This window comes from Bacillus sp. m3-13 (genome assembly GCF_000175075.1).
GTDB lineage: Bacteria > Bacillota > Bacilli > Bacillales > Bacillaceae_I > Sutcliffiella_A > Sutcliffiella_A horikoshii_C.
The window spans coordinates 516,749-536,982 of sequence record NZ_ACPC01000019.1 but is presented as its reverse complement, the minus strand read 5'-3'; the positions used below and the strand labels follow the sequence as shown (position 1 = coordinate 536,982).

Annotated in this window: 17 protein-coding genes and 1 pseudogene; 2 read left to right on the top strand and 16 right to left on the bottom strand. The window is 42.0% G+C overall.

The window, feature by feature from the left end:
• Positions 1–43: 43 nt before the first annotated feature.
• The 11 genes and pseudogenes from M313_RS23595 to M313_RS0113180 form a co-directional block, all read right to left on the bottom strand.
• Positions 44–1,103 (bottom strand): annotated as a pseudogene (locus M313_RS23595) (AI-2E family transporter).
• 56 nt (positions 1,104–1,159) lie between these two features.
• Positions 1,160–2,545 carry an aspartate aminotransferase family protein gene (locus M313_RS0113225; protein WP_050780686.1) on the bottom strand — a complete coding sequence of 462 codons (1,386 nt, stop codon included), beginning with the start codon at positions 2,543–2,545 and terminating at the stop codon, positions 1,160–1,162.
• A 163-nt stretch (positions 2,546–2,708) separates the two neighbouring features.
• Positions 2,709–4,175 (bottom strand): CoA-acylating methylmalonate-semialdehyde dehydrogenase, encoded by a 1,467-nt coding sequence (locus tag M313_RS0113220; RefSeq protein ID WP_010196069.1) that lies wholly within the window; start codon positions 4,173–4,175, stop codon positions 2,709–2,711.
• A gap of 166 nt (positions 4,176–4,341) precedes the next feature.
• Positions 4,342–5,949: a PucR family transcriptional regulator gene (locus M313_RS0113215; RefSeq protein WP_010196067.1), complete on the bottom strand. Its 1,608-nt coding sequence runs from the start codon at positions 5,947–5,949 to the stop codon at positions 4,342–4,344.
• A gap of 166 nt (positions 5,950–6,115) precedes the next feature.
• Positions 6,116–6,349: a hypothetical protein gene (locus M313_RS0113210; protein WP_010196066.1), complete on the bottom strand. Its 234-nt coding sequence runs from the start codon at positions 6,347–6,349 to the stop codon at positions 6,116–6,118.
• 72 nt (positions 6,350–6,421) lie between these two features.
• Positions 6,422–6,652 carry a hypothetical protein gene (locus tag M313_RS0113205; protein ID WP_010196064.1) on the bottom strand — a complete coding sequence of 77 codons (231 nt, stop codon included), beginning with the start codon at positions 6,650–6,652 and terminating at the stop codon, positions 6,422–6,424.
• Between the two features lie 20 nt (positions 6,653–6,672).
• The gene (locus tag M313_RS0113200; protein WP_010196061.1) at positions 6,673–8,139 is read right to left on the bottom strand and encodes an NCS1 family transporter; all 1,467 of its coding nucleotides are present in this window, start codon (positions 8,137–8,139) and stop codon (positions 6,673–6,675) included.
• 497 nt (positions 8,140–8,636) lie between these two features.
• A complete protein-coding gene (hydA, locus tag M313_RS0113195; protein ID WP_010196059.1) occupies positions 8,637–10,061 on the bottom strand; it encodes a dihydropyrimidinase in 1,425 nt (474 codons plus the stop codon).
• Positions 10,062–10,076: 15 nt separating this feature from the next.
• The gene (gene preA, locus M313_RS0113190) at positions 10,077–11,363 is read right to left on the bottom strand and encodes an NAD-dependent dihydropyrimidine dehydrogenase subunit PreA (RefSeq protein ID WP_010196057.1); all 1,287 of its coding nucleotides are present in this window, start codon (positions 11,361–11,363) and stop codon (positions 10,077–10,079) included.
• Between the two features lie 24 nt (positions 11,364–11,387).
• The gene (locus tag M313_RS0113185) at positions 11,388–12,746 is read right to left on the bottom strand and encodes an NAD(P)-dependent oxidoreductase (RefSeq protein WP_029326495.1); all 1,359 of its coding nucleotides are present in this window, start codon (positions 12,744–12,746) and stop codon (positions 11,388–11,390) included.
• A gap of 132 nt (positions 12,747–12,878) precedes the next feature.
• Entirely contained in the window at positions 12,879–13,769 is an 891-nt protein-coding gene (locus M313_RS0113180) for a nitrilase-related carbon-nitrogen hydrolase (RefSeq protein ID WP_010196053.1), read from the bottom strand.
• A gap of 348 nt (positions 13,770–14,117) precedes the next feature.
• On the opposite strand from M313_RS0113180, the gene M313_RS25285 reads away from it, so the two are divergent.
• Positions 14,118–15,670 (top strand): IS3 family transposase gene (locus M313_RS25285; protein ID WP_087942052.1). Its coding sequence is split into 2 segments (ribosomal slippage): positions 14,118–14,754 and positions 14,754–15,670, totalling 1,554 coding nucleotides; the frame shifts between segments, so codons are not numbered across the junction.
• Positions 15,671–16,073: 403 nt separating this feature from the next.
• Here the strand turns inward: M313_RS25285 and M313_RS25280 are convergent.
• Genes M313_RS25280 through M313_RS0113155 form a run of 3 tightly spaced genes read right to left on the bottom strand, consistent with a single transcriptional unit; the run spans position 16,074 to position 16,935 of the window.
• Positions 16,074–16,229 (bottom strand): YrzQ family protein, encoded by a 156-nt coding sequence (locus tag M313_RS25280; RefSeq protein WP_010196047.1) that lies wholly within the window; start codon positions 16,227–16,229, stop codon positions 16,074–16,076.
• A 22-nt stretch (positions 16,230–16,251) separates the two neighbouring features.
• Positions 16,252–16,446 carry a YrzR-like zinc ribbon domain gene (locus M313_RS0113160; RefSeq protein ID WP_010196044.1) on the bottom strand — a complete coding sequence of 65 codons (195 nt, stop codon included), beginning with the start codon at positions 16,444–16,446 and terminating at the stop codon, positions 16,252–16,254.
• A 15-nt stretch (positions 16,447–16,461) separates the two neighbouring features.
• Positions 16,462–16,935: a PRC-barrel domain-containing protein gene (locus tag M313_RS0113155; RefSeq protein WP_010196041.1), complete on the bottom strand. Its 474-nt coding sequence runs from the start codon at positions 16,933–16,935 to the stop codon at positions 16,462–16,464.
• 186 nt (positions 16,936–17,121) lie between these two features.
• Here M313_RS0113155 and M313_RS23590 point away from each other — a divergent pair, with 186 nt between their 5' ends.
• Positions 17,122–17,733, top strand: coding sequence for a hypothetical protein (locus M313_RS23590; RefSeq protein WP_010196038.1), 612 nt, complete (start codon positions 17,122–17,124; stop codon positions 17,731–17,733).
• A gap of 85 nt (positions 17,734–17,818) precedes the next feature.
• Here M313_RS23590 and M313_RS26650 read toward each other — a convergent pair whose 3' ends face one another.
• Both M313_RS26650 and recD2 read right to left on the bottom strand, forming a co-directional pair.
• Positions 17,819–17,947, bottom strand: a complete 129-nt coding sequence (locus M313_RS26650) for a hypothetical protein (RefSeq protein WP_010196035.1) — start codon at positions 17,945–17,947, stop codon at positions 17,819–17,821.
• Positions 17,934–20,222, bottom strand: coding sequence for an SF1B family DNA helicase RecD2 (gene recD2, locus M313_RS23585; RefSeq protein ID WP_010196032.1), 2,289 nt, complete (start codon positions 20,220–20,222; stop codon positions 17,934–17,936). Before recD2 ends, M313_RS26650 begins: the two co-directional genes overlap by 14 nt.
• Positions 20,223–20,234: the final 12 nt, after the last annotated feature.

Genomic DNA, 20,234 nt, shown 5'->3' with positions numbered 1-20,234 from the left:
TGTAGCTAGTATGTTTCGATTATATGCAACAGAAAGACCGTTGTCAATGTTTGATGAAATGAGCAGTAAGATGAGTTAAAGTAACCTTCAGCACAGCGAATACAGGTACTGCCAAAATCAATCCTACCACCCCTGCGACCTCTCCTCCAATTAATAGAGCCAAAATGATGAATACCGGGTGAATATGAAGGCTTTTGCCCACGATTAATGGCGATAAAATGTTCCCTTCTATAAATTGCAGACCAAAAATAATGACGATTACCAATAGTACCATCTTCACAGAAATAGTCGCAGCGATGATAACTGCCGGAAAAGCTCCGATAATCGGTCCAAAATAAGGGATGATGTTCGTGATTCCTATGATCACACCAAGCACGAGTGGGTATTTCATGCCAGTCAGCCAGAGACTTGCGGTTGCAAGTATGCCAATAATCAAACATACCGTCAACTGTCCTCTTATATAGCTACCTAGTGAGATGTCTACGTCCTTCAAAAAGGCAATTCCCGGTTCCCTCCATTTTCGAGGGGTCAAGTACCAGATTGTTTTTTTTACTTTGATCATAATCCTTCAAAAGGTAAAACACTATGAAAGGAATGACAATCAATATAAAAAAGGAGTTTAATACCCCTTTTAATCCGGCTACAACTTTTGTCAAGAGATTGGAGAGCATTGCTTCAAATTCATTAAAGGTTTGATCTACTCTATCGTGGATTCCGTCCGGCCAACTAGAAGTGGAACTATGAATTTGCTTGATCCAACCGCTATATGTTTGAGACAGTCGCGGGAAGTTTTCTGAAAGCTCCCAAAGCTGGTCAATGATGACAGGTATCCCTTTATAAGCTATGAGACCGATTCCACCAAAAAATAAGAGGTAGATGATTAAGATAGCAATTGGTCTAGGCATCCCTCGGTTGTGAGTGTATTCTACAACGGGATGCAGCAGGTATGTAATGAAAATACTGATGAAAAATGGGATGCTGATGATGAAGATAACCTTCAAAACAGGCGCCCACAATGGACTCAGTTTCATGAAAACATACAAAATGATCATAACGAGTAGAAGTGTACCTAGGCGTAACAGCCATTTCTTCTGATTTTCCAAGAGAAACGCCTCCTACTCGTTATTCTCTATTTAGTTAAAGGTATTTATACGTTATTTTACTTCAACTCAGAAATAGAATCGGCCACCGTTTTCATAATAAATTGCAGGTCTTCATCACTGATGGACAGAGGTGGTGAAAGAGTAAGGACATTATTAAATCCAGCCACGGTCGCTCCGTTTTTCCCAACTATTAAGCCCCTCTTTTTACATGAGGCAATGACTCCATTAATCTTGTCTATTTCAATCGGCTCTTTTGTTTCCTTGTTTTTAACAAGTTCCAATCCTATTAACAGCCCTTTTCCCCGGACATCTCCAACAAAGGGATGATCGGAAAGGCGGGATTTGAGTTCGCTTAATAATATTGCCCCTTTTTCTGCAGAACGCTCTATCAGCTTTTCATTTTCCATGATTTCAAGGTTTTTTAATGCCAAGGCACATGATGCCGGACTACCCCCAAAAGTATTCACATGGCGCAGGTAGTCGTATTCCTCAGATCCTTTGAATTTATCATAGATTTCTTTTTTCACTGCAGTGGCCGAAAGCGGCAGATAGGCACTTGTAATGCCTTTGGCCATGGTGATGATGTCTGGTTTTACGCCATAATTCATGAATCCAAATGGCTTTCCAGTTCTTCCAAAGCCGCAAATCACTTCATCTACAATTAAGAGGGCACCATGCTTTTTACAGATTTCAGAGACTGCTCCCATGTAGCTATCTGGTGGAGTAAGGATTCCTCCGCCTGTAATAATTGGTTCCATGATCATTGCTGCAATGGTCTCGCTTAGCTCCCACGTCATCACTTGATCCACGTCTTTTACGCATCTCATCTTCATGGGATCTTCTGTTTGCGCATCTTCCATTCTATATGTGTCGGGAGGCGGGATGTGTACAAACCCTGGTGCTAGTGGTTCATATTTATATTTTCGTTGCGCCTGGCCTGTTGCTGCTAATGAACCCATGGTGTTTCCGTGATAAGAACGGTATCTGGATACAATTTTATAGCGGTTGCTCTCGCCACGCTGAGCATGATATTGTCTTGCAATTTTAAAGGCTGTTTCATTTGCTTCCGATCCGCTGTTGGAAAAGAAAATGACATATTCTTCTCCAAGCCACTCGTTAAGTTTTTCAGCAAGTTTTATTGCCGGGACGTGACTTTGTGTTAGTGGAAAATAAGCGAGTTCTTTCAGCTGTTCGTACGCCGCTTCTGCAAGTTCCGTTCTGCCATAGCCGACGTTGACACACCAAAGCCCTGACATCCCATCCAAATAGCGGTTGCCTTCGATATCAGTGATCCAAGCGCCTTTTGCTTCTTTTACTACCATGGTGGAGGAGGGACTATAGGGTTTCATGGAATGCCATAGATAGCGGTCGTCTTGAGCCAATAAATTTTGTTCTTGCGTTTGATTTATTTTAGCCAACGGAAACACCCTTTCTATCTTCATTACACCGCTGGTGATTTCCGCAAATGGCTTCGCTTTCCGCGGGGCGACCTTGAGGCTCCTCGGTTGCCTGCGGGGTCTCAACATTGTCGCTACTCCCCCGCTGGAGTCTAGCCTTTTGCTCCAATCACCAGCTAGAAAACTTTTCTATACTCTACACCTTATTTTAAAAATCGTATCTTGATGTGATCATTTTTTTACGGGTGAAGAAGTTGACGCCGTCTTTTCCGTTTACATGAAGGTCGCCGTAAAACGAATCTTTCCAGCCGGAGAATGGGAAAAATGCCATGGTTGCAGGAACTCCTACATTGACACCGATCATTCCAGCATCCGCTTCTTCCCTGAACTGCCTTACCGCCTTGGCATCTTTTGTGTAGATGGTTGCCCCATTGCCGAATCGGGATTTCTCGATATGAGCAAGTGCCTCGTCAAGGTCTTTTGCACGCAAGAGACTGAGAACGGGTGCGAAAATCTCTTCCTTGGCAATCGTCATTTCAGGGGTCACATGATCAAAGATGGTTGGCCCAAGATAATTGCCCTCTGGCATTTCATCCATTTCTTTCCGCCCATCGCGAATCAGAGATGCTCCTTCGGAAACGCCCTGTTTAATATAGCCTAGTACTTTTTCTCTGTGGCTTTCCCTAATAACCGGTGTCAGCAATACGTCTTCATCCATACCATTTCCGATTGTCAGGGAATTTGATTTGTTTTTCAGCTCTTCCACAAATGAATCGTTATCACCGACCACCACTACTGCACTGCATGCCATGCAACGCTGCCCTGCACTTCCAAATGCAGAGGTTAAAATATGTTGAGCAGCTTTTTCTATGTTGGCATCCGGCATGACGACATGGTGGTTTTTCGCACCAGATAATGCTTGAACCCGCTTCCCATTTTTGGCGGCAGTCTCATACACATATTTTGCAACTGGCTGGGAGCCTACAAAGGATATAGCTTTAACATCCTCATGATCTAGCAAACCATTTACTACATCATGTGCACCGTGGACAATATTCAACACTCCGTCTGGCGCTCCTGCTTCTGTAAACAGCTCGACTAATCGATTGGCAAGCATCGGGGTCCGTTCTGAAGGCTTCAAGACAAACGTATTACCGCAAGCGATGGCGAGCGGGAACATCCAAAGCGGAACCATCATTGGAAAGTTAAAAGGCGTTATTCCGCCGACAACTCCCAGCGGATATCTGTACATGCTAGAATCAATATCTTCCGCAATATTGGATAAGGTCTCCCCCATCATCAATGTTGGTGCACCAGCTGCAAACTCTACACACTCCAACCCTCTCTGCACTTCTCCATGTGCTTCTTTGAACGCTTTTCCGTTTTCAAGAACAATCAACTTTGCCAGTTCGTCATGATTTTTTGTTAATAGGTGATGATAGGCATACATGATGCGTGCACGTTTAGGTACAGGCATATCCTTCCATGTTTTAAATGCCAGCTTAGCTGCCTTTACTGCCTCCTCAACATCTTCTTTGGTAGATATCGGCACCTTTGCCAAACATTCTTTTGTTGCGGGGTTGATGACTTCCATCCTTTCAGAACCTTTTGAATCCACCCATTTTCCATCTATGAAATTTTGCAATACCCTTGTGTCTTTTGAAGTAATTGTCATAATATTGTCCTCCTCATTCGTTAATAGAATATTTAGAACTTATGACTATTATCTGACAAAATAGAAAGGCTTTCATTAGACAAAATGTAAAATGGATAAGGTTTCGTTCCTGACATTTTGGCAGAAAAAAAGTTGGTCCCTTCAGGAAACCAACTTTGTCAACATTTTAAAGACTATATGTTTTACTATCTCCGTCTAGATACGAATTGGTTGTGTTCAAATATTCATATACCATCACCATGAACTCAATCACAAGCCTCTTTTCAGAAGTCATGAAGTCCTCCCCAAGTAAGCTTTCAAGTTTTTGAATCCGATGATAGAGAGTCTGCCTAACAATATAGAGCTTACTTGCCGTCTCTTTTTTTGAACCATTGCAGGAGAGATAAATCTTCAATGTCTCAAGAAGCTTCCCATTATGCTTTTGATCATAAATTATGACTGGCTCCAAATATTCCATCACAAAATCACGAAGATCATGATGTTTTTGCATGAACGAAATCAAGCGGTAAATATGAAGGTCCTCAAAAAAGGAGAAATATTCATCCTTCAACAGTTGCTCCTGAATTTGCATAGCTTCCCATGAAGACTGATAACTTTTGGAAAGTTGATCAAGAGGCAGAACATATTTCCCGACAGCAAAGCGGAGAGAATAATTGCCTTTGGAGTCCTTCTGTTTGCCGAGAATGTTGGCTACTCCTTCAGAAAGCCTTTCCTTCCAGCCTTTTTCCTCTCTTCTGTTAATCAAAATGACCGTTAGCGTATTTTTCATTTCTGTAAAGAACACAGAGAAACCTTGTTGTTCAAAGATGGAGCGAAATAAAAGGGTTAAATAGGTTTTGTCCAGCGCCGGGGCGTGTTGGTTTTTCTTTTTACAAAGAAGTACCACTCCGCCTTTATGAAGAACAGCCTCATTGCGACCAAGGAAATCCCGGATGGATTCTTTGCTCTGTCCACCTTCAAGCCAACTGCGAAGCCACTCGCTTTCTTCAAGTCTTCTTTTCTCCTCCACATACAACCCTCTTAAAATATGCTGAGCAAGCGCGGTGATAGTTCGATCTAATAGTAAATGATCAAACTCGCTCAATACGCGGTCGTGAGAAAGAATATGAATGACCCCATGTTGCTTGTCCATTACCTGAACAGACTCCCTCAAGTACCTTTCTGTTAAAAGATCAGCATTCATCGAGCATACGATTTTTTTCCGCTCGTGAATAGGAACGTCCGGTATGAAGAACCTTTCTCCTGATTTATTTTCGTATATAATTTGAGTTTCCAAATGTTCTTGTAGATAATGTAGTATTTGCATTTCATGGGTAATGGTCAATAGTTTCTTGTTCAACGTTTGAGAGTAACTTTCGAGTTGAGAGATCATTTGATATTGCTGGTTAATCAACACAGAATGAATATCTTGCGTAATATCTACAAATGACACTTCCTGATGAAAGAGAATGAGAGGGAATGCTTGTGCATTAGCTAAGTAAATAATTTCCTGTGGGATGGAGGGGATGTAGGCACCTTTTTCAATACATAATCCGGCAGCCTGACAGTTTATTAGCTGCTGAACAAACGACTTAAATTTCTCCATATTATTTCCAAAAGAAACCCCAGTGGATAAAATTAGTTCTTGTCCATTCAACAACTTCTCTATATTGGAGATTTCCACGACATGCACCCATTTTACTTGACGGTGGATGCCTTGTTTCCCTGCAACTACCTCGGATTTTTCAAATTGTTTCCGCTTCATGATCTCCTGTAGGGACAACATGGTTTTCATATATTCACCTCTTTTTCTATAATGGTTGCTACCTTTATGTATGACTAGGTCCTAAAACGATAATTTAATTATAACGTAATCAAGGGTGTTATTTAATTAAATATTCTGACAAAAATACACAAAAGATGACATGTTGGCCTTTTCTCCACATGTCATCTTTTGTCTCTTAATTATTTATCGGAAAATATAACTGAATTTCTTGGACCATTTCTTGAAATTCACCTTCATCATTAAAGTCGCTTGAATCCCAGTTTTCCAAAATCCAATTGACAAGTTCTTCAGGTGAATTAAAAAACTCGCCACTAGAATCTGCTTTGCGGATGGTGAACCTGTTGTTGTCTTCATCAATTGTTACCTCGCAAGGGTAGGCGCTCTCTTTGCATTTCAATTGATATTCCATATATAGAATACTCCTTTCACGATGCAGTTTACATGATTTTATTCGCAGCAAGATCAAACTATGAAGGTTTCGTTAATTTTCTTGCCGTTGTTGCTTAATCAATAGGGAGGCAAAGTACTTCCTGGAATCTGCATGCTTAATGTGTAGGGTCTCTTCATGGGAAATCTCTTTCTTGCCATCGTTTCGTTCTAGAACAAGAAAGGAGCCTTCTAAGTTCTCTTCTACATCTTTAATACGAAACCCTTTATTTATGAAAAAATCTATCTTTTCTTTTTCTGCTATATATTGTTGATAATCGCTCAAATTATATTCCTCCTAACAGGTTAACTTGAAAGTTCTTTTGGTTCGTCATAAGCTTCCGCTTCGTCCACGATAACCCAGTCTCTTCCAACTGTAATTCCAAGATACTTCTCATCATCAGGATCCTCAATTTCAGCCTGCTGATATTTTTTAAAGTACCAATACTTTGCAAGAATATAATATAGACCCCCACCCACTACAAAACCGACTATAAACGAATAGTTTGCAAGATAGTATGCTGCCGCTCCTCCTACAAACCAAGAAATAAATCCTGCTAGATTAAAGCCTTTTGTGTATTTGAACTGACCATCGTTTTCATAAAGGTCATGCACGTTCACGCGGCGTTTCCTCAATAGATAGTAGTCCGCAAACAAAATCCCTACGATTGCTGAAAGAATTCCACCAACAATCAATAAAACCGGAATTAATATTCCAAAAAGGTTCCAAGGTTGAACAACAGATCCTACTATCCCAGCGATGACAACACCAGCCCAAAACGGAACTTTTGGACCTCCAACATTGGAAAAAATGGTTGCAGCCGGAATAAGGTTGGCTGAAGCATTGGTAGACCATTGGGCAAAAATAATCATTAATAAAAGAACCCCTAGAACAATTCCACTGGCTGCCTCCTGCAACGCGACAACAGGATCATAGTTTGATACAGCGATATAAGAAACTCCTCCGATTGCTACCATGAATGTTTGTGTAATCGGCAAGGCAATGACGCTTCCTACAATGCTGGATTTGTTCCGTTTTAACCAGTTTCGTTCATACTTAGGTGCTTTAATGAAACGCGAGATAGATGGAATATCTGCTGCCAATGTTGCCCAGAATCCCATGTTACTGAATATGACGATCAAGAAAGCCGTTACGGCAGCTCCTCCTGTTACCGGGCTTTCGATCCACGACCATACTTCCCTGCCTTGATCCAGTGCTCTATCAGATAGAGTGGTGTACATCCAGGCAGAAATGATGATTATGATTGGTGCTGCAAGATCAGCAAAGCGCTCAACCGCTTTAATGCCAAGTGCGGTATTAAGTAGTTGAACAGCTGCAAAAATGAGAAAACACACAAACCAGTTATCAAACTCTGTTAATGTAAAAAGGATGGCATTCATTGCCGTGGCACCAAAGTAGGTGTTGATACCAAACCAGAAAGATGCCGCCAAGCCACGGATGATAGAAGGGATATGTGTCCCTATCGTTCCAAATGGCGCCCGCATGTAAACCGGGAAGGAGAGTCCGTGTTCGATTCCTATGTCTCCTGTAATGGTCATGAACAATCCGATGGCTATACTTCCGATGATGGTAGCAACGATTACCCAACCGAGCGATAAGCTTTGTACGCCGGCTCCTCCGATTGCGAAAGCAGCGAGTACGACTGCCATCCCGACCCACATGACTGCAAATCCGACTGTGCCTATTTTTCGGTTTGCGTGAGAGATTGGGAGTAGGTCTGGCGATTTTAAATAACTTTCATTCTTTTTCATCAAAACACCCCATTTTATAATATTTAAGGTATCCTTTAACTCTTGCAGATCTACATTCCGGGTGATTGCTTTCCGCAGGGCGTGTGCTTGAGCCTCACTTCGTTGATGGCCAGTGAAAAAGTCTTTGATGTTAGATTTTGTTAAGCCACCGCTGTTGATTTCCGCAAACGGCTTCGCTTTCCACGGGGCGACCTTGAGCCTCCTCGGGCTACGCGCTGCGGGGTCTCAACATTGTCGCTACTCCCCCGTAGGAGTCTCCGCCAATTGCTCCAATCAACAGCTATTAATTATCCAAAAGATAGGTTATTGGGTTTTTCAGTGGCCTCCTTCGTTGCGGGATATCAACCTACCGCTACCTCCCGCCGGAGTCTCTCACCCTGCACTCCGAACTGCAAGGGACTAACGCTTACTTTTGATATAACAAATGCTTGACCTAGTGTGATTGTGTAGGTCAAGCATACGGAGGTTGGTTGAATAAAATTGTTAGGTTTGTTGGGTTAGATGGACAAGGTCTCGTTCTGTTTCAGTTGGGATGCTGCTCCATATCTATTGCGTTTAATATATTGCCCGCTTCCGGCTTTTCCGACAAACTGCTTATCGCGAACGACAAACTCACCTCGCACGAGAACAGAAACAGGTTCACCGGTAATTTTCATTCCTTCAAATGCATTATAATCGACAGCCATATGGTGGGTGGATGCGGATATCACCCTTTCATAGTTTGGGTCAAAAATGACGATATCTGCATCAGCTCCAACGGAAATGGTTCCTTTTTTCGGAAACATTCCGAAAAGCTTTGCAACTCTTGTGGAAACAATGTCGACGAACTGATTGATGGATATCCGCCCTTTTTTCACACCTTCTGAAAACAGAATGCTGACTCTGTCTTCGATCATAGGTCCTCCATTTGGTATTTTTGTAAAGTCACCTTTTCCTAGCGTTTTTTGCCCTTCAAAGTCAAACGAGCATTGATCAGAGCCAAGCGTCTGAAGCTGACCGCTTTTTAAGGCATTCCATAACACTTCTTGATGCCATTTATCACGCAATGGCGGGGACCAGACATATTTGGCACCTTCAAAGTTCGGTTTTTCTAAATAGCTTTTATCAAGAGCCAGATATTGCGGACAGGTTTCTCCCCAAATTTCCACTCCTTTGTTTCTTGCTTCGGCAATCTTTTCTACCGCTTCCGCACAGGACACATGAACCACATAAAGCTGAGAATCTGCAAGCGAAGTAAGTTGGGCAGCCCTTCCAGTCGCTTCCCCTTCCACCTCAGGAGGCCTTGTTAAGGCATGGTAAATTGGGTCTGTATTTCCGTTTTCCAATGCTTCCTTTGTTAAGTAATCAATAACATCTCCATTTTCAGCGTGAACCATAACAAGAGCACCAAGGTCCTTCGCCGCCTTTAACGTACGAAAGAGGGTTGCATCATCTGCTTGAAACACATTTTTATATGCCATAAATACTTTAAACGACGTGATGCCTTCTTTTTCAATAACTTGTGGTAGTTCCTTCATGACAGCTTCATTCATCTCACCGATCATCAAATGAAAGCTATAGTCGATAACCGCTTTGTCCTTTGACTTGGCATGCCATGTTTTAATCGCATCCTGAAGCGGTCGGCCCTTTTCTGTCAGACAAAAATCAATGATGGATGTCGTTCCTCCAAAAGCTGCTGCCATTGTTCCACTTTCAAAATCATCTTTTGTAACAGTTCCCCCAAAGGGCATATCCAAGTGTGTATGGGGATCAATCGCACCAGGAAAGATATAACAACCTTTTGCATCAATCACTTCCGCATCAGCTGAGGAAAGATTGAGCCCGATAGAAGAGATTGTTTCCCCGTCAATTAAAATATCTGCTTCATATTGGTCGCTTGCTGTCACAATGATTCCGTTCTTTATTAGTTTTTTGGCTGCCATTTGTTCTATTCCCCCTTATTTAACCGTATCCACTTCGCATTGTTTCAATAAACCAAGAGCAGATTGCCTGTCATTCCATGTCATTGGTGGTTGTTCATGTGGAAGCTCCACCATGGTGATAGCATCTTCCACCGGACAGACAATAGAGCAAAGGTTACACCCTACACAATCTTCTTCTCTTACTTGCAAATAAGACTTTCCTGAGGAATTCTTCAACATATCAATACACTGATGGGAAGTATCTTCACAGGCGATATGGCATTTATTGCAGTTAATACAGGTATCCTGGTTGATTCTTGCGACGATTTTGTAGTTCAGATCAAGATTGCCCCAGTCCGAATATTTGGGTACAGATTTCCCTACAAGGTCCATGACCCTGGCAATTCCTTTTTCATCTAAGTAATTGTTGAGCCCATCCAACATGTCTTCTACAATTCGAAATCCATGATGCATAGCTGCGGTACAAATTTGAACACCAGTTGCCCCCATTAGCATAAACTCCACCGCATTTTGCCAGTTAGAGACGCCGCCCATTCCGGAGATTGGAACATTTATTCTAGGGTTTCTTGCACATTCCCCTACCATATTAAGTGCAATTGGTTTTACAGCTGGCCCGCAATACCCGCCATGGGCTCCTTTACCGCCCACATGAGGTATCGTGTTCCAACTATCAAGATCCACACCAGCAAGACTGTTAATCGTATTGATCATACTGACAGCATCTGCTCCTCCTCTTACTGCTGCCTCTGCCGTCACGGTGATGTCGGTGATGTTTGGTGTCAATTTAACGATGACAGGTGTATTTGCTGCTTCTTTTGCCCAATAGGTTTGCTTTTCGACAAGGTCCGGAACCTGACCGGATGCAGAACCCATTCCCCTTTCAGCCATTCCATGCGGACAGCCGAAGTTCAACTCAAGTCCATCCACCCCAACGGCTTCCACCTTTTTCACAATTTCATGCCATTTTTCTTGCTTTGGTTCTACCATCAAAGAGGCAATGACCGCTCGATCTGGAAACTTCTTTTTGGTTTCTTCTATTTCTCTTAAGTTCACTTCTAAAGGTCTGTCGGTAATGAGCTCAATATTGTTGAAACCCGCTACTCTCTGTCCATTAAAACTGACAGCCGCAAACCGAGAAGACACATTAATAATCGGGTCTCCAAGCGTCTTCCACACTGCACCTCCCCACCCTGCTTCAAAAGCACGCTGCACCTGATATCCGGAATTAGTTGGCGGTGCTGATGCAAGCCAGAATGGATTGGGTGCTTTAATTCCTGCTAAATTTATTGATAGATCTGCCAAATGCTTTCCCCCTCACACTTTTTTTCAGGCCGTCTCCACTTTGTTTTTTACCAATTTTTCATACAGAGCATACGCCGTAAGTTTTCCTTGTTCCGCAGCAGTTACGACCATTGCCTCCCTTTGGCCCTTACCGAACACGACATCGCCACAGGCAAATATTTTATCATTGGAGGTTTGATGGGTATGTTTATCTATCTTCACTACTCCATCGTCGTGAATAAGTCCGAATCGTTCAATAAGGTTGGTATATCTCGTCTGACCGATTGCCTTGATGACAGCGTCTACTTGCAGTATGTGTTCGGAACCTTCCACTTTCACCGGTCTTCTTCTGCCATCAGCACCTGGGGCTCCAAGTTCCATCCTTATGCATTCAATGGCTGCGACTTCGCCTTTTTCGTTTCCGATAATTTTACTTGGCGCTGTAAGCCAGCGGAATTCTACTCCATCTTGTTTTGCAAACTCATACTCAAAGTCATAAGCAGTCATCTCTTCTTGCGTCCTGCGATAAAGAATTTTTACATTTTCTGCACCAAGCCGGACTGAACAGGTCGCACCATCGATGGCAGTATTTCCAGCACCAATGACCACGACATTTTTCCCTTTGAATTTATCTGTAATGCTATTGGTTTTTGTTTCTTTTACAAAATCAATGGCATCATATACTCCACTCAGATCTTCTCCATCAATTCCAAGCATCGGAACACTGGCCATGCCGACAGCTAAAATAACACCATCATATTGAGTCAGAATATCATCTACTGATATGTCCACTCCCACTTTTGTATTAGTTCGTATCTCCACATCTAAGCTTTTAACCTGTTCCACTTCCCAAAAAGAAACACTTTTAGGTAGGCGGAAGGAGACAATTCCATACGTATTCAGGCCTCCTGCTTCTTTCTCTGCTTCAAATATGGTGACTTGGAATCCAAGTAGAGCCAGTTCACGAGCTGCAGAAAGCCCAGCTGGCCCCCCACCGACAATCGCTACTTTTTTTCCGTTGGATTTCCCTTTTTGGAAAAGAACCTGCTCGTTTCGAATGGCCCAGTCAGTTGCATAGCGTTGAAGATCGCCTATTACAATTGGTTTTGTATGATGATTAAGAACGCATGCCCCTTCACACAACTCCTCCGTCGGGCATACCCTCGAACAGCTTGCTCCGACAGGATTGGCACTCATAATCGTTTTGGCGGAACCTTTTAAGTTACCTGAAGCAATTTTTTTGATAAAAGAAGGAATATCAATACTTGTCGGGCACGCTACAATACAAGGTGCATCGTAGCAATATAAACAGCGGTTAGCCTCCTCCAACGCTTCCCGATCTGTTAGACCAGGTTTTGCTTCCATAAAATTCACCGTTAAATCTTCTAAATCGATTCGTTTCATTGCCCCTTTCACATACCCACTCCCCTTTATCCAAATCTCGCAAGAAAAAAAGGCAACTCATATCGACGGATGTGCCCAATATTAACTACTGGAATCAGGTTCACAAACTGCGAATGAATTACCTCTTGGCCTTTACGGCAAAAGTGCGGTCATTTCTTCATATGTCTCCGGTCTTCTGTCACGGTAAAATTGCCACACATCTCTCACTTCACGGATTAATTTTTTGTTCATTTCCCCAATGATTACTTCGTCTTGATCTCTGCTTCCGATGGAAACAAACGATCCTCTTGGGTCAACCAGATAGGACTGTCCATAAAACTCGCCCATTTTCCATGGACCTTCCACCCCAACCCTGTTGATGGCACCGACATAATAGCCATTTGCCACTGCATGTGCAGGTTGCTCCAATTTCCATAAGTATTCTGAGAGACCGGCCACTGTAGCGGAAGGGTTAAAGACGATTTCAGCACCTTTTAAACCAAGCAGTCTTGCACCCTCAGGAAAATGTCTGTCATAGCATATGTACACACCAACTTTTGCATATGCTGTATCAAAAATCGGATATCCAAGGTTGCCCGGTTTGAAATAAAATTTTTCCCAGAAGCCGTGGCCTTGATCTCCTACCCCAACTTGAGGAATATGTTGTTTACGGTATTTTCCGAGATACTTGCCATCTGCATCAATTACTGCTGCCGTGTTGTAATACGTGGCAATGCCTTCTCGCTCATAGATTGGAAGGACTATTACTACACCAAGCTCCTTTGCAAGGTCTTGGAATAGTTTTGTTGTAGGACCATTCGGTATTTCCTCGGCAGCCTCGTACCACTTCGCATTCTGTTCACTGCAAAAGTATGGACCATAAAAGATTTCTTGAAGACAGATAATCTGCGCACCCTTTGCTTTTGCTTCTCTAACAAGGTTGATATGCTTTTCAATGGCCGCCTTTTTATGGACCGCTACAGCCTCCGAGCCATCCACATCATTTGATGCTTGAATTAATCCTATCATCACTTTATCGGACATATAAGAACCCCCTTTTGATGATTGCGCGAAAAATAAATTGTTAGAATAATTAGAACTTTATGTATATTCTACTGTCTTTAGGCTTGTATTTCACTATACATAATGTCAAATGATAAAAGGTGAGGACTGTCCAAAGTGTAAAACGGCAGTAGTGGGAGGCGTGCAGACGTCAGCGGGAGACTTCTCATTACCGTTTTTTCTCGTCACTGAGATTTTCATCACCTCTATGAGGACATCTCTTCTCCTTTTTTCTCGTCACTGAGGTCTTCATCACCTCTATGATATGCTCCCTTTTAAGTAGACAGATTAAAAAACAAAAATCTGTTTCCGTTAAGGGGAGTATTTATTATGTCAAAAAAAGATAACTCTTTCGATATCAAAATCAACGTCATACGGGCTTGGGAAAATCGAACTCACACTATTACAGATTTAGCCCATATAAATAACGTTAGTCCATCCACAATATATAATTGGATCGATAGATATGAGAGTCTGGGGGAGAACGGTTTATACCCTATCTCGAATGAATATTCTAAGGAATTTAAGCTTAAGGTAGTCCAGGAATACCTTAAGGGGGGGTACTCTCAAAAAGAACTTGTTAGGAAGTATGAAATTTCAGGTAAATCTGTCCTCCAGAAATGGATTAAGAATTATAATAGTCATAGAGAACTAAAGGATACTTCAAAAGGAAGGAAGTTCACTATGACTAACAAAAGAAAAACTACCTTAAATGAACGAATAGAGATTGTGCACTATTATCTAGAGAACGGCTTGGATTTTCATAAGGCAGCTGAGACCTTTCAGGTCTCTTACCAACAAGTATATCAATGGGTAAAAAAGTATGAGAATGGTGGCGAAGAAGCCCTCCAAGATAAACGTGGGCGGAAGAAGGAAGAAGTGGAACTTTCTCCTGAACAGAAAATACAGCGAGAGATGCAGAGGCTTGAAAGGGAAAATGAACGATTGCGAGCAGAGAACGCATTTCTAAAAAAGTTAGAGGAGATCGAAAGGAGGCAAAAATAAGTCAGATACGCCATGAGGCGATATACATAGCTATTCAGGAACTGGAACGGGAAGAAGGGTTTTTTATCGTGATGCTCTGTGACATCGCGGAGATTGCCCGGTCTGCCTATTACAAATGGTTGAAGCGGGAGCCTTCCAAACGGGAACGGGAAAGTGAAAAGTTAATGAAAGAGATTACTACATTATTCGTAAAAGTGAAGGGGATTTTTGGTTATCGAAGTGTAACCATGACTTTGAATCGAAGGTTAGGAACATCTTATAACCATAAACGAATCTATAGATTAATGCGTGTTTTAGGCATTCAAAGCATTATTAGAAGAAAAAAGAGCCGTTACAAAAAAGTGACCCCTAATCATATTGCCCAAAACCTGTTAAACCGGGAATTTCAAGCGGAAAAGCCAAATGAAAAGTGGGTGACGGACGTTACAGAGTTTAAGTTCGGTAAAGCTACAAAGGCTTATTTAAGTGCCATTCGAGATTTATATGATGGGGCTATTATTAGTTATGTTATAGGACTTAAAAATAACAATCAGCTAGTGTTTAAAACCTTGGATCAAGCAACTGCCATGTTGAATGGCGAACAGCCGCTTTTACACAGTGATCGAGGGTTTCAATATACCCACCTCGAATTCAAAAGAAAAATTGATAAGGCAAACATGACTCATAGTATGTCCCGAGTCGGGCGGTGTATTGATATTGGTCCGATAGAGTCTTTTTGGGGGACATTGAAATGCGAGATGTATTATTTGGAGAAATATGAAACGTTTGAGGATCTCGAAGAGTCAATTGATGAGTACATTCATTTTTATAATCATGACCGCTATCAAAAACGATTAAACGGCCTTAGCCCTTTAGAATACAGGGCTAAGACAGCTTAGTCTTGTTTTATTATTTCAAGTGTCTACTTGACAGGGGGCAGTTCACTATGAGGACATCTCTTCTCCTTTTTTCTCGTCACTGAGGTCTTCATCACCTCTATGAGGACATCTCTTCTCCTTTTTTCTCGTCACTGAGATTTTCATCACCTCTATGAGGACATCTCTTCTCCTTTTTTCTCGTCACTGAGGTCTTCATCACCTTTATGAGGACATCTCTTCTCCTTTTTTCTCGTCACTGCTTCATCACCTCTATGAATAAGACCTCTCTACTCCTTTTTCCTCATCACTGAGGTCTTCATCACAACAATCTAGAATTACCCTAACGTTTATACCGCAATTCGATTATTTTATAATTTCATAAACAATAAAAAAACCCGCTCCTTAAAAGGAACGGGCTCACACATTAAGAAAACAATTTCTTTGCTTGCTTTCTCATTTTCTTCATATTACGTTTGGAAGTCATATCTCCCAAAAAGTTTTGCACATCATTATTTCGGCTAAGTCGAGTGGCAGCGGCTCCAAGGCCAATCATTAACAAGGATGTCATAGCTCTGTTCATGCGACTCACTCCCAAGTTTTAGTTACATACTAATTTGTCGATCGTCTTCATGAAACAAATCATCCAAAGAGCTCAACGTTCCATCCTCTTCCACCTGATGAGTATGGACCATTCCTTTGGATACGGAAAGCTCAATAAAACAACCCCAACAATAATACTGATTCACACCGATTTTACCGATATCTTTACTTTTGCAATTAGGACAACAAAAGACCATCATTGACACCTCGCGTTAGGATAGTACAGAAACGACGACGGTATCCTTTCCGATGATAAGATCTGAAGGATTCTTAACAATCTTCTTTCCTTCCGACAAATCTGCGAAGAAACCGTCCGTTACCTCATATCCTACGATTGTGCCCGTTTCCTCTTCAAAATATACATCATCTAACAGCCCAAGCTTATCCCCTTCTCCTGTTATAAAAGACTTTCCTTTTATACCGTGAAAGTGGTGATAATATACTTGTCCGTCCTTTTTGGCAATGGGTGTAAGAGCGTGTTCTCCCACCATGATTCCTTCTTCACCAAAAGAATGAATGTATTCAAAGGGTAGAAACTTGGCGCGATGGAACAGCCCTTTTCCATCGATGATCAGTCCTTTGATTTGCCCTGGTTCTTCAATGCAAAGATCTTTTACCCGGCCAATCTTATTCCCTGATGCCATATCGTAAATTAGCATCCCAATCACTCGAGAAAATGTTCTCAAAGAATCCACCTCTTTTCGAACATTACTAGCTTTTGTCTGATTGGTTCCCCTGATACCGCGAAAGGTTTTCCATTTTAAAATAGGTGTTTAAATTCAAAAACAGGCCAATTTACTCCACCTTTGACCAAGCAGTATTTCGTAAGCCGAATAGTATGTATAGAATTCAATGGAAGGAGGTGAAAATATATGCCTAAATATTATTATTACTACAAAAATGAACACAAAATGGTTATAGAAGATGACGCAGCAGAATTCGACTACAAAAAGCATGATAAAAAGGACCATTGTGACAAGCATGATAAGAAGCATGACAAGAAAGACCATTGTGACAAGCATGACAAAAAAGACCACAAGAAGGATCATTCAAAGTTAGTGGAATTTGCTTATCAAACATTTGATTCCATTACAGAACTACCGTTACCTCTAACATTCCCTCTAAGTACCCAACCACAAGTCGTTGCTACAGCCACTCTAAAGGATGTTGAAAAAGGGAATGTCGTATGGCTAAATGGTCTTTACCATGTGAACAACAACTCGGCAGAATTTGCAGATGTTTTTACAAGAATTTATCGGGGGAACATCTCTCCGGCAAATCTAATTTACCAAAGCATTGTAGAAATTGACGCATCAGGAAACGATGACGCAACAGAATCAGTTACTCAGTTTGTGGATGTGGTTCCTGCTGATGCAAAGGATGTGACCTATTATCTGACAGCTCAAAAAGGTCAGGGGTCTGATGACTTAAGTGTCTTTGCCTATGGCCCGATTACTTTTACTGCTGCAGAAATCAAACAGTAAGATAAACACTGTTTAACCGAAAGAAGCTTGCCCATTGGTGGACAAGCTTCTTTCCCATTGGTATTTACCTCTTTGATTACATACATTATTCTTCATCCATAAAGTCATATGGACTGACGTTTTCCATGCCGATGTTGGCGTCTTTCCAGAAAGGGACCTCTTGAAGAACAGGATCAATGACTTCATCATCTGGCAAAGCTTCAGACTGCTTCATTTGAAGTCTGTCTTTTTAACGATGTTTGCCTTGCCATCTCATCCGCGCGTTGCACGCCAAGCTTTAATGCTTCTTCTTCGCCGCAAAGAATTAAAAAACGCTTAGCGCGTGTCACAGCAGTATACAGTAGATTTCGGCGCAACATTCTGTAATAGCTTTTTACTACAGGCAACACCACAATCGGGAATTCACTTCCCTGGGACTTATGTATGGAACAACAATATGCGTGAGTTATTTGTCCAAGATCCTGCTTGGTATAAGTAACTTCATTGCCATCAAAAGATACGATGACCATGTCCTGTTTTTCGGTATTTTCCTTCGCGTAAAAGATGGAAACCACTTCACCGATGTCACCGTTGAAGACATGACTTTCCGGTTGATTGACAAGCTGAAGCACTTTATCTCCTGTCCGGTATACAACATTGCCAAAACTTAATTCACGACGCTGGTCACTTTTGGGATTGAAAAGTTCTTGGAGCATTTCATTAAGTTTATCTATCCCAGCTGTTCCTCTGTACATAGGTGCGAGCACTTGAATATCGCGTGCGGTATAACCTTTACTTTGCGCATTTGCACATACTTTTTTCACTACATCCAATATTTGCGACTGTCCGCATTTGATAAAAGAACGGTCCTTCTGTCCAGATGAAATGTCTGTTGGCAATGCACCATCCTTCATATCGTGGGCCAACTCAATGATTGAGGAACCATCTGCCTGTCTGTAGATATCGGTCAATTGGACGGTCGGAATCACTTTGGACGCGAGTAAGTCTTTTAATACTTGACCTGGACCAACGGAAGGAAGTTGATCTTCATCTCCCACTAATACAACTTGGATATCATCTGGAAGAGATTTAAACAGTTGATTGGCAAGCCAAATATCAACCATCGAAACCTCATCAACAATCAAAAGCTTACCTGGTATGGGGTTTTCTTCGTCATGCTGAAACCCTTCCGAACCATTCCAACCGAGTAGCCTATGTATAGTCAAAGAAGGCAGCCCAGTTGCTTCGCTCATGCGTTTGGCAGCACGGCCTGTTGGGGCGACAAGCATAATCGGAAAAGGATCATCCTTGCTGTAATCATTAGGTTCCAATGAACAACCATGAAGGTCTGCGTATAGTTCTACGATTCCCTTAATAACAGTCGTTTTACCTGTCCCCGGCCCTCCTGTTAAAAGAAGCATCGGAGTCATTAATGCTTGATGAATGGCTTCTTTTTGAGAAGGTGCATACTGTACCTTCAATCTGTCTTCTAATTCACCTAATGCAAGGAGGAATTCTGACTCAGGGAACTGGTCGGCATATTGGGTCTGCTCCAATACCCTTTTGATATTGGTAACCACACCTTGCTCTGAAAAATAGAGGCTAGGTAAATATACTTTCCCTTCTTCTGCTTTAAGCTTTCCTTCTTCCGTCAGTTGCATAATTTCCCGAGAAATGTCAGACTCTGCTACAAGGCCATGCTGCTTTTCATTTAAAAGTCTGACGACCGCTTCTGTAAGTTGTTCCTCAAGCACATAACAGTGACCTTCCTGCATAGAATGCTGTTCGAGCATATACAGGCAGCCTGCTCTGATGCGGTCAGGATGATTTCCGGATATTCCGAAATGATTTCCAAGCTCATCTGCTCTGGCAAAGCCAATACCCTCTACTGTTTCCACCAGCTCGTACGGATTTTTTTGAAGGGTTTCAATTGTCTGATCTTTATAAGCTTGATAAATTTTCATGGACAACTGCGGGCCAAAACCAAACTGGGACAGGGCAATCATGACCTGCTCCAACCCTTGATGTTCCATCAAAGTGTCATATAGCAGTTTGGCTTTATCGCCGGCAAGCTTTGGAATGGAGTCCAGTACAGAGGGGTTCTCAAGTATTTTGGAGATGGCATTTTCACCAAGTGCATCTGCAATTTTCTCGGCAGTTTTTCTTCCGATACCTGAAAACAGGTCGCTTGAAAGATATTGGACAATACCGTGTCGTGTTTGAGGAATGTCCTTCCGAAAGTGCTCTACATGAAATTGAAGGCCAAACCTGGGATGTTCCTTCATTTGTCCAAAAAATATGTAAGTCTCGTCTTCATGAATGCGAGGGAAATAACCAGTAACGACCGCTTCTTTTTCATCATACGCAACATTCGTCTCCGTCACTCTGATCCGCACCACTGAATACATATTGGATTCATTATGGAAGATGGTGACGAGATGCGATCCTTTAATAAACTTTTCATGTTCCTCGATCAAATCGAGGGAGGATTGCTGCTTTTGGTCCTTCATGGGATTTCCCTC

Bases quoted from the DNA above. Each gene is read 5' to 3' on its own strand.
- M313_RS0113225 (WP_050780686.1), bottom strand. From the start codon at position 2,545: ATGAAGATAGAAAGGGTGTTTCCGTTGGCTAAAATAAATCAAACGCAA.
- M313_RS0113185 (WP_029326495.1), bottom strand. From the start codon at position 12,746: ATGAAACGAATCGATTTAGAAGATTTAACGGTGAATTTTATGGAAGCA.
- M313_RS26650 (WP_010196035.1), bottom strand. From the start codon at position 17,947: ATGAAGCAGTCTGAAGCTTTGCCAGATGATGAAGTCATTGATCCTGTT.
- recD2 (WP_010196032.1), bottom strand. From the start codon at position 20,222: ATGAAGGACCAAAAGCAGCAATCCTCCCTCGATTTGATCGAGGAACAT.
- M313_RS23590 (WP_010196038.1), top strand. From the start codon at position 17,122: ATGCCTAAATATTATTATTACTACAAAAATGAACACAAAATGGTTATA.
- M313_RS0113215 (WP_010196067.1), bottom strand. From the start codon at position 5,949: ATGAAAACCATGTTGTCCCTACAGGAGATCATGAAGCGGAAACAATTT.
- M313_RS0113180 (WP_010196053.1), bottom strand. From the start codon at position 13,769: ATGTCCGATAAAGTGATGATAGGATTAATTCAAGCATCAAATGATGTG.
- M313_RS0113210 (WP_010196066.1), bottom strand. From the start codon at position 6,349: ATGGAATATCAATTGAAATGCAAAGAGAGCGCCTACCCTTGCGAGGTA.
- M313_RS0113220 (WP_010196069.1), bottom strand. From the start codon at position 4,175: ATGACAATTACTTCAAAAGACACAAGGGTATTGCAAAATTTCATAGAT.
- hydA (WP_010196059.1), bottom strand. From the start codon at position 10,061: ATGGCAGCCAAAAAACTAATAAAGAACGGAATCATTGTGACAGCAAGC.
- M313_RS0113200 (WP_010196061.1), bottom strand. From the start codon at position 8,139: ATGAAAAAGAATGAAAGTTATTTAAAATCGCCAGACCTACTCCCAATC.
- M313_RS0113160 (WP_010196044.1), bottom strand. From the start codon at position 16,446: ATGGTCTTTTGTTGTCCTAATTGCAAAAGTAAAGATATCGGTAAAATC.
- M313_RS25280 (WP_010196047.1), bottom strand. From the start codon at position 16,229: ATGAACAGAGCTATGACATCCTTGTTAATGATTGGCCTTGGAGCCGCT.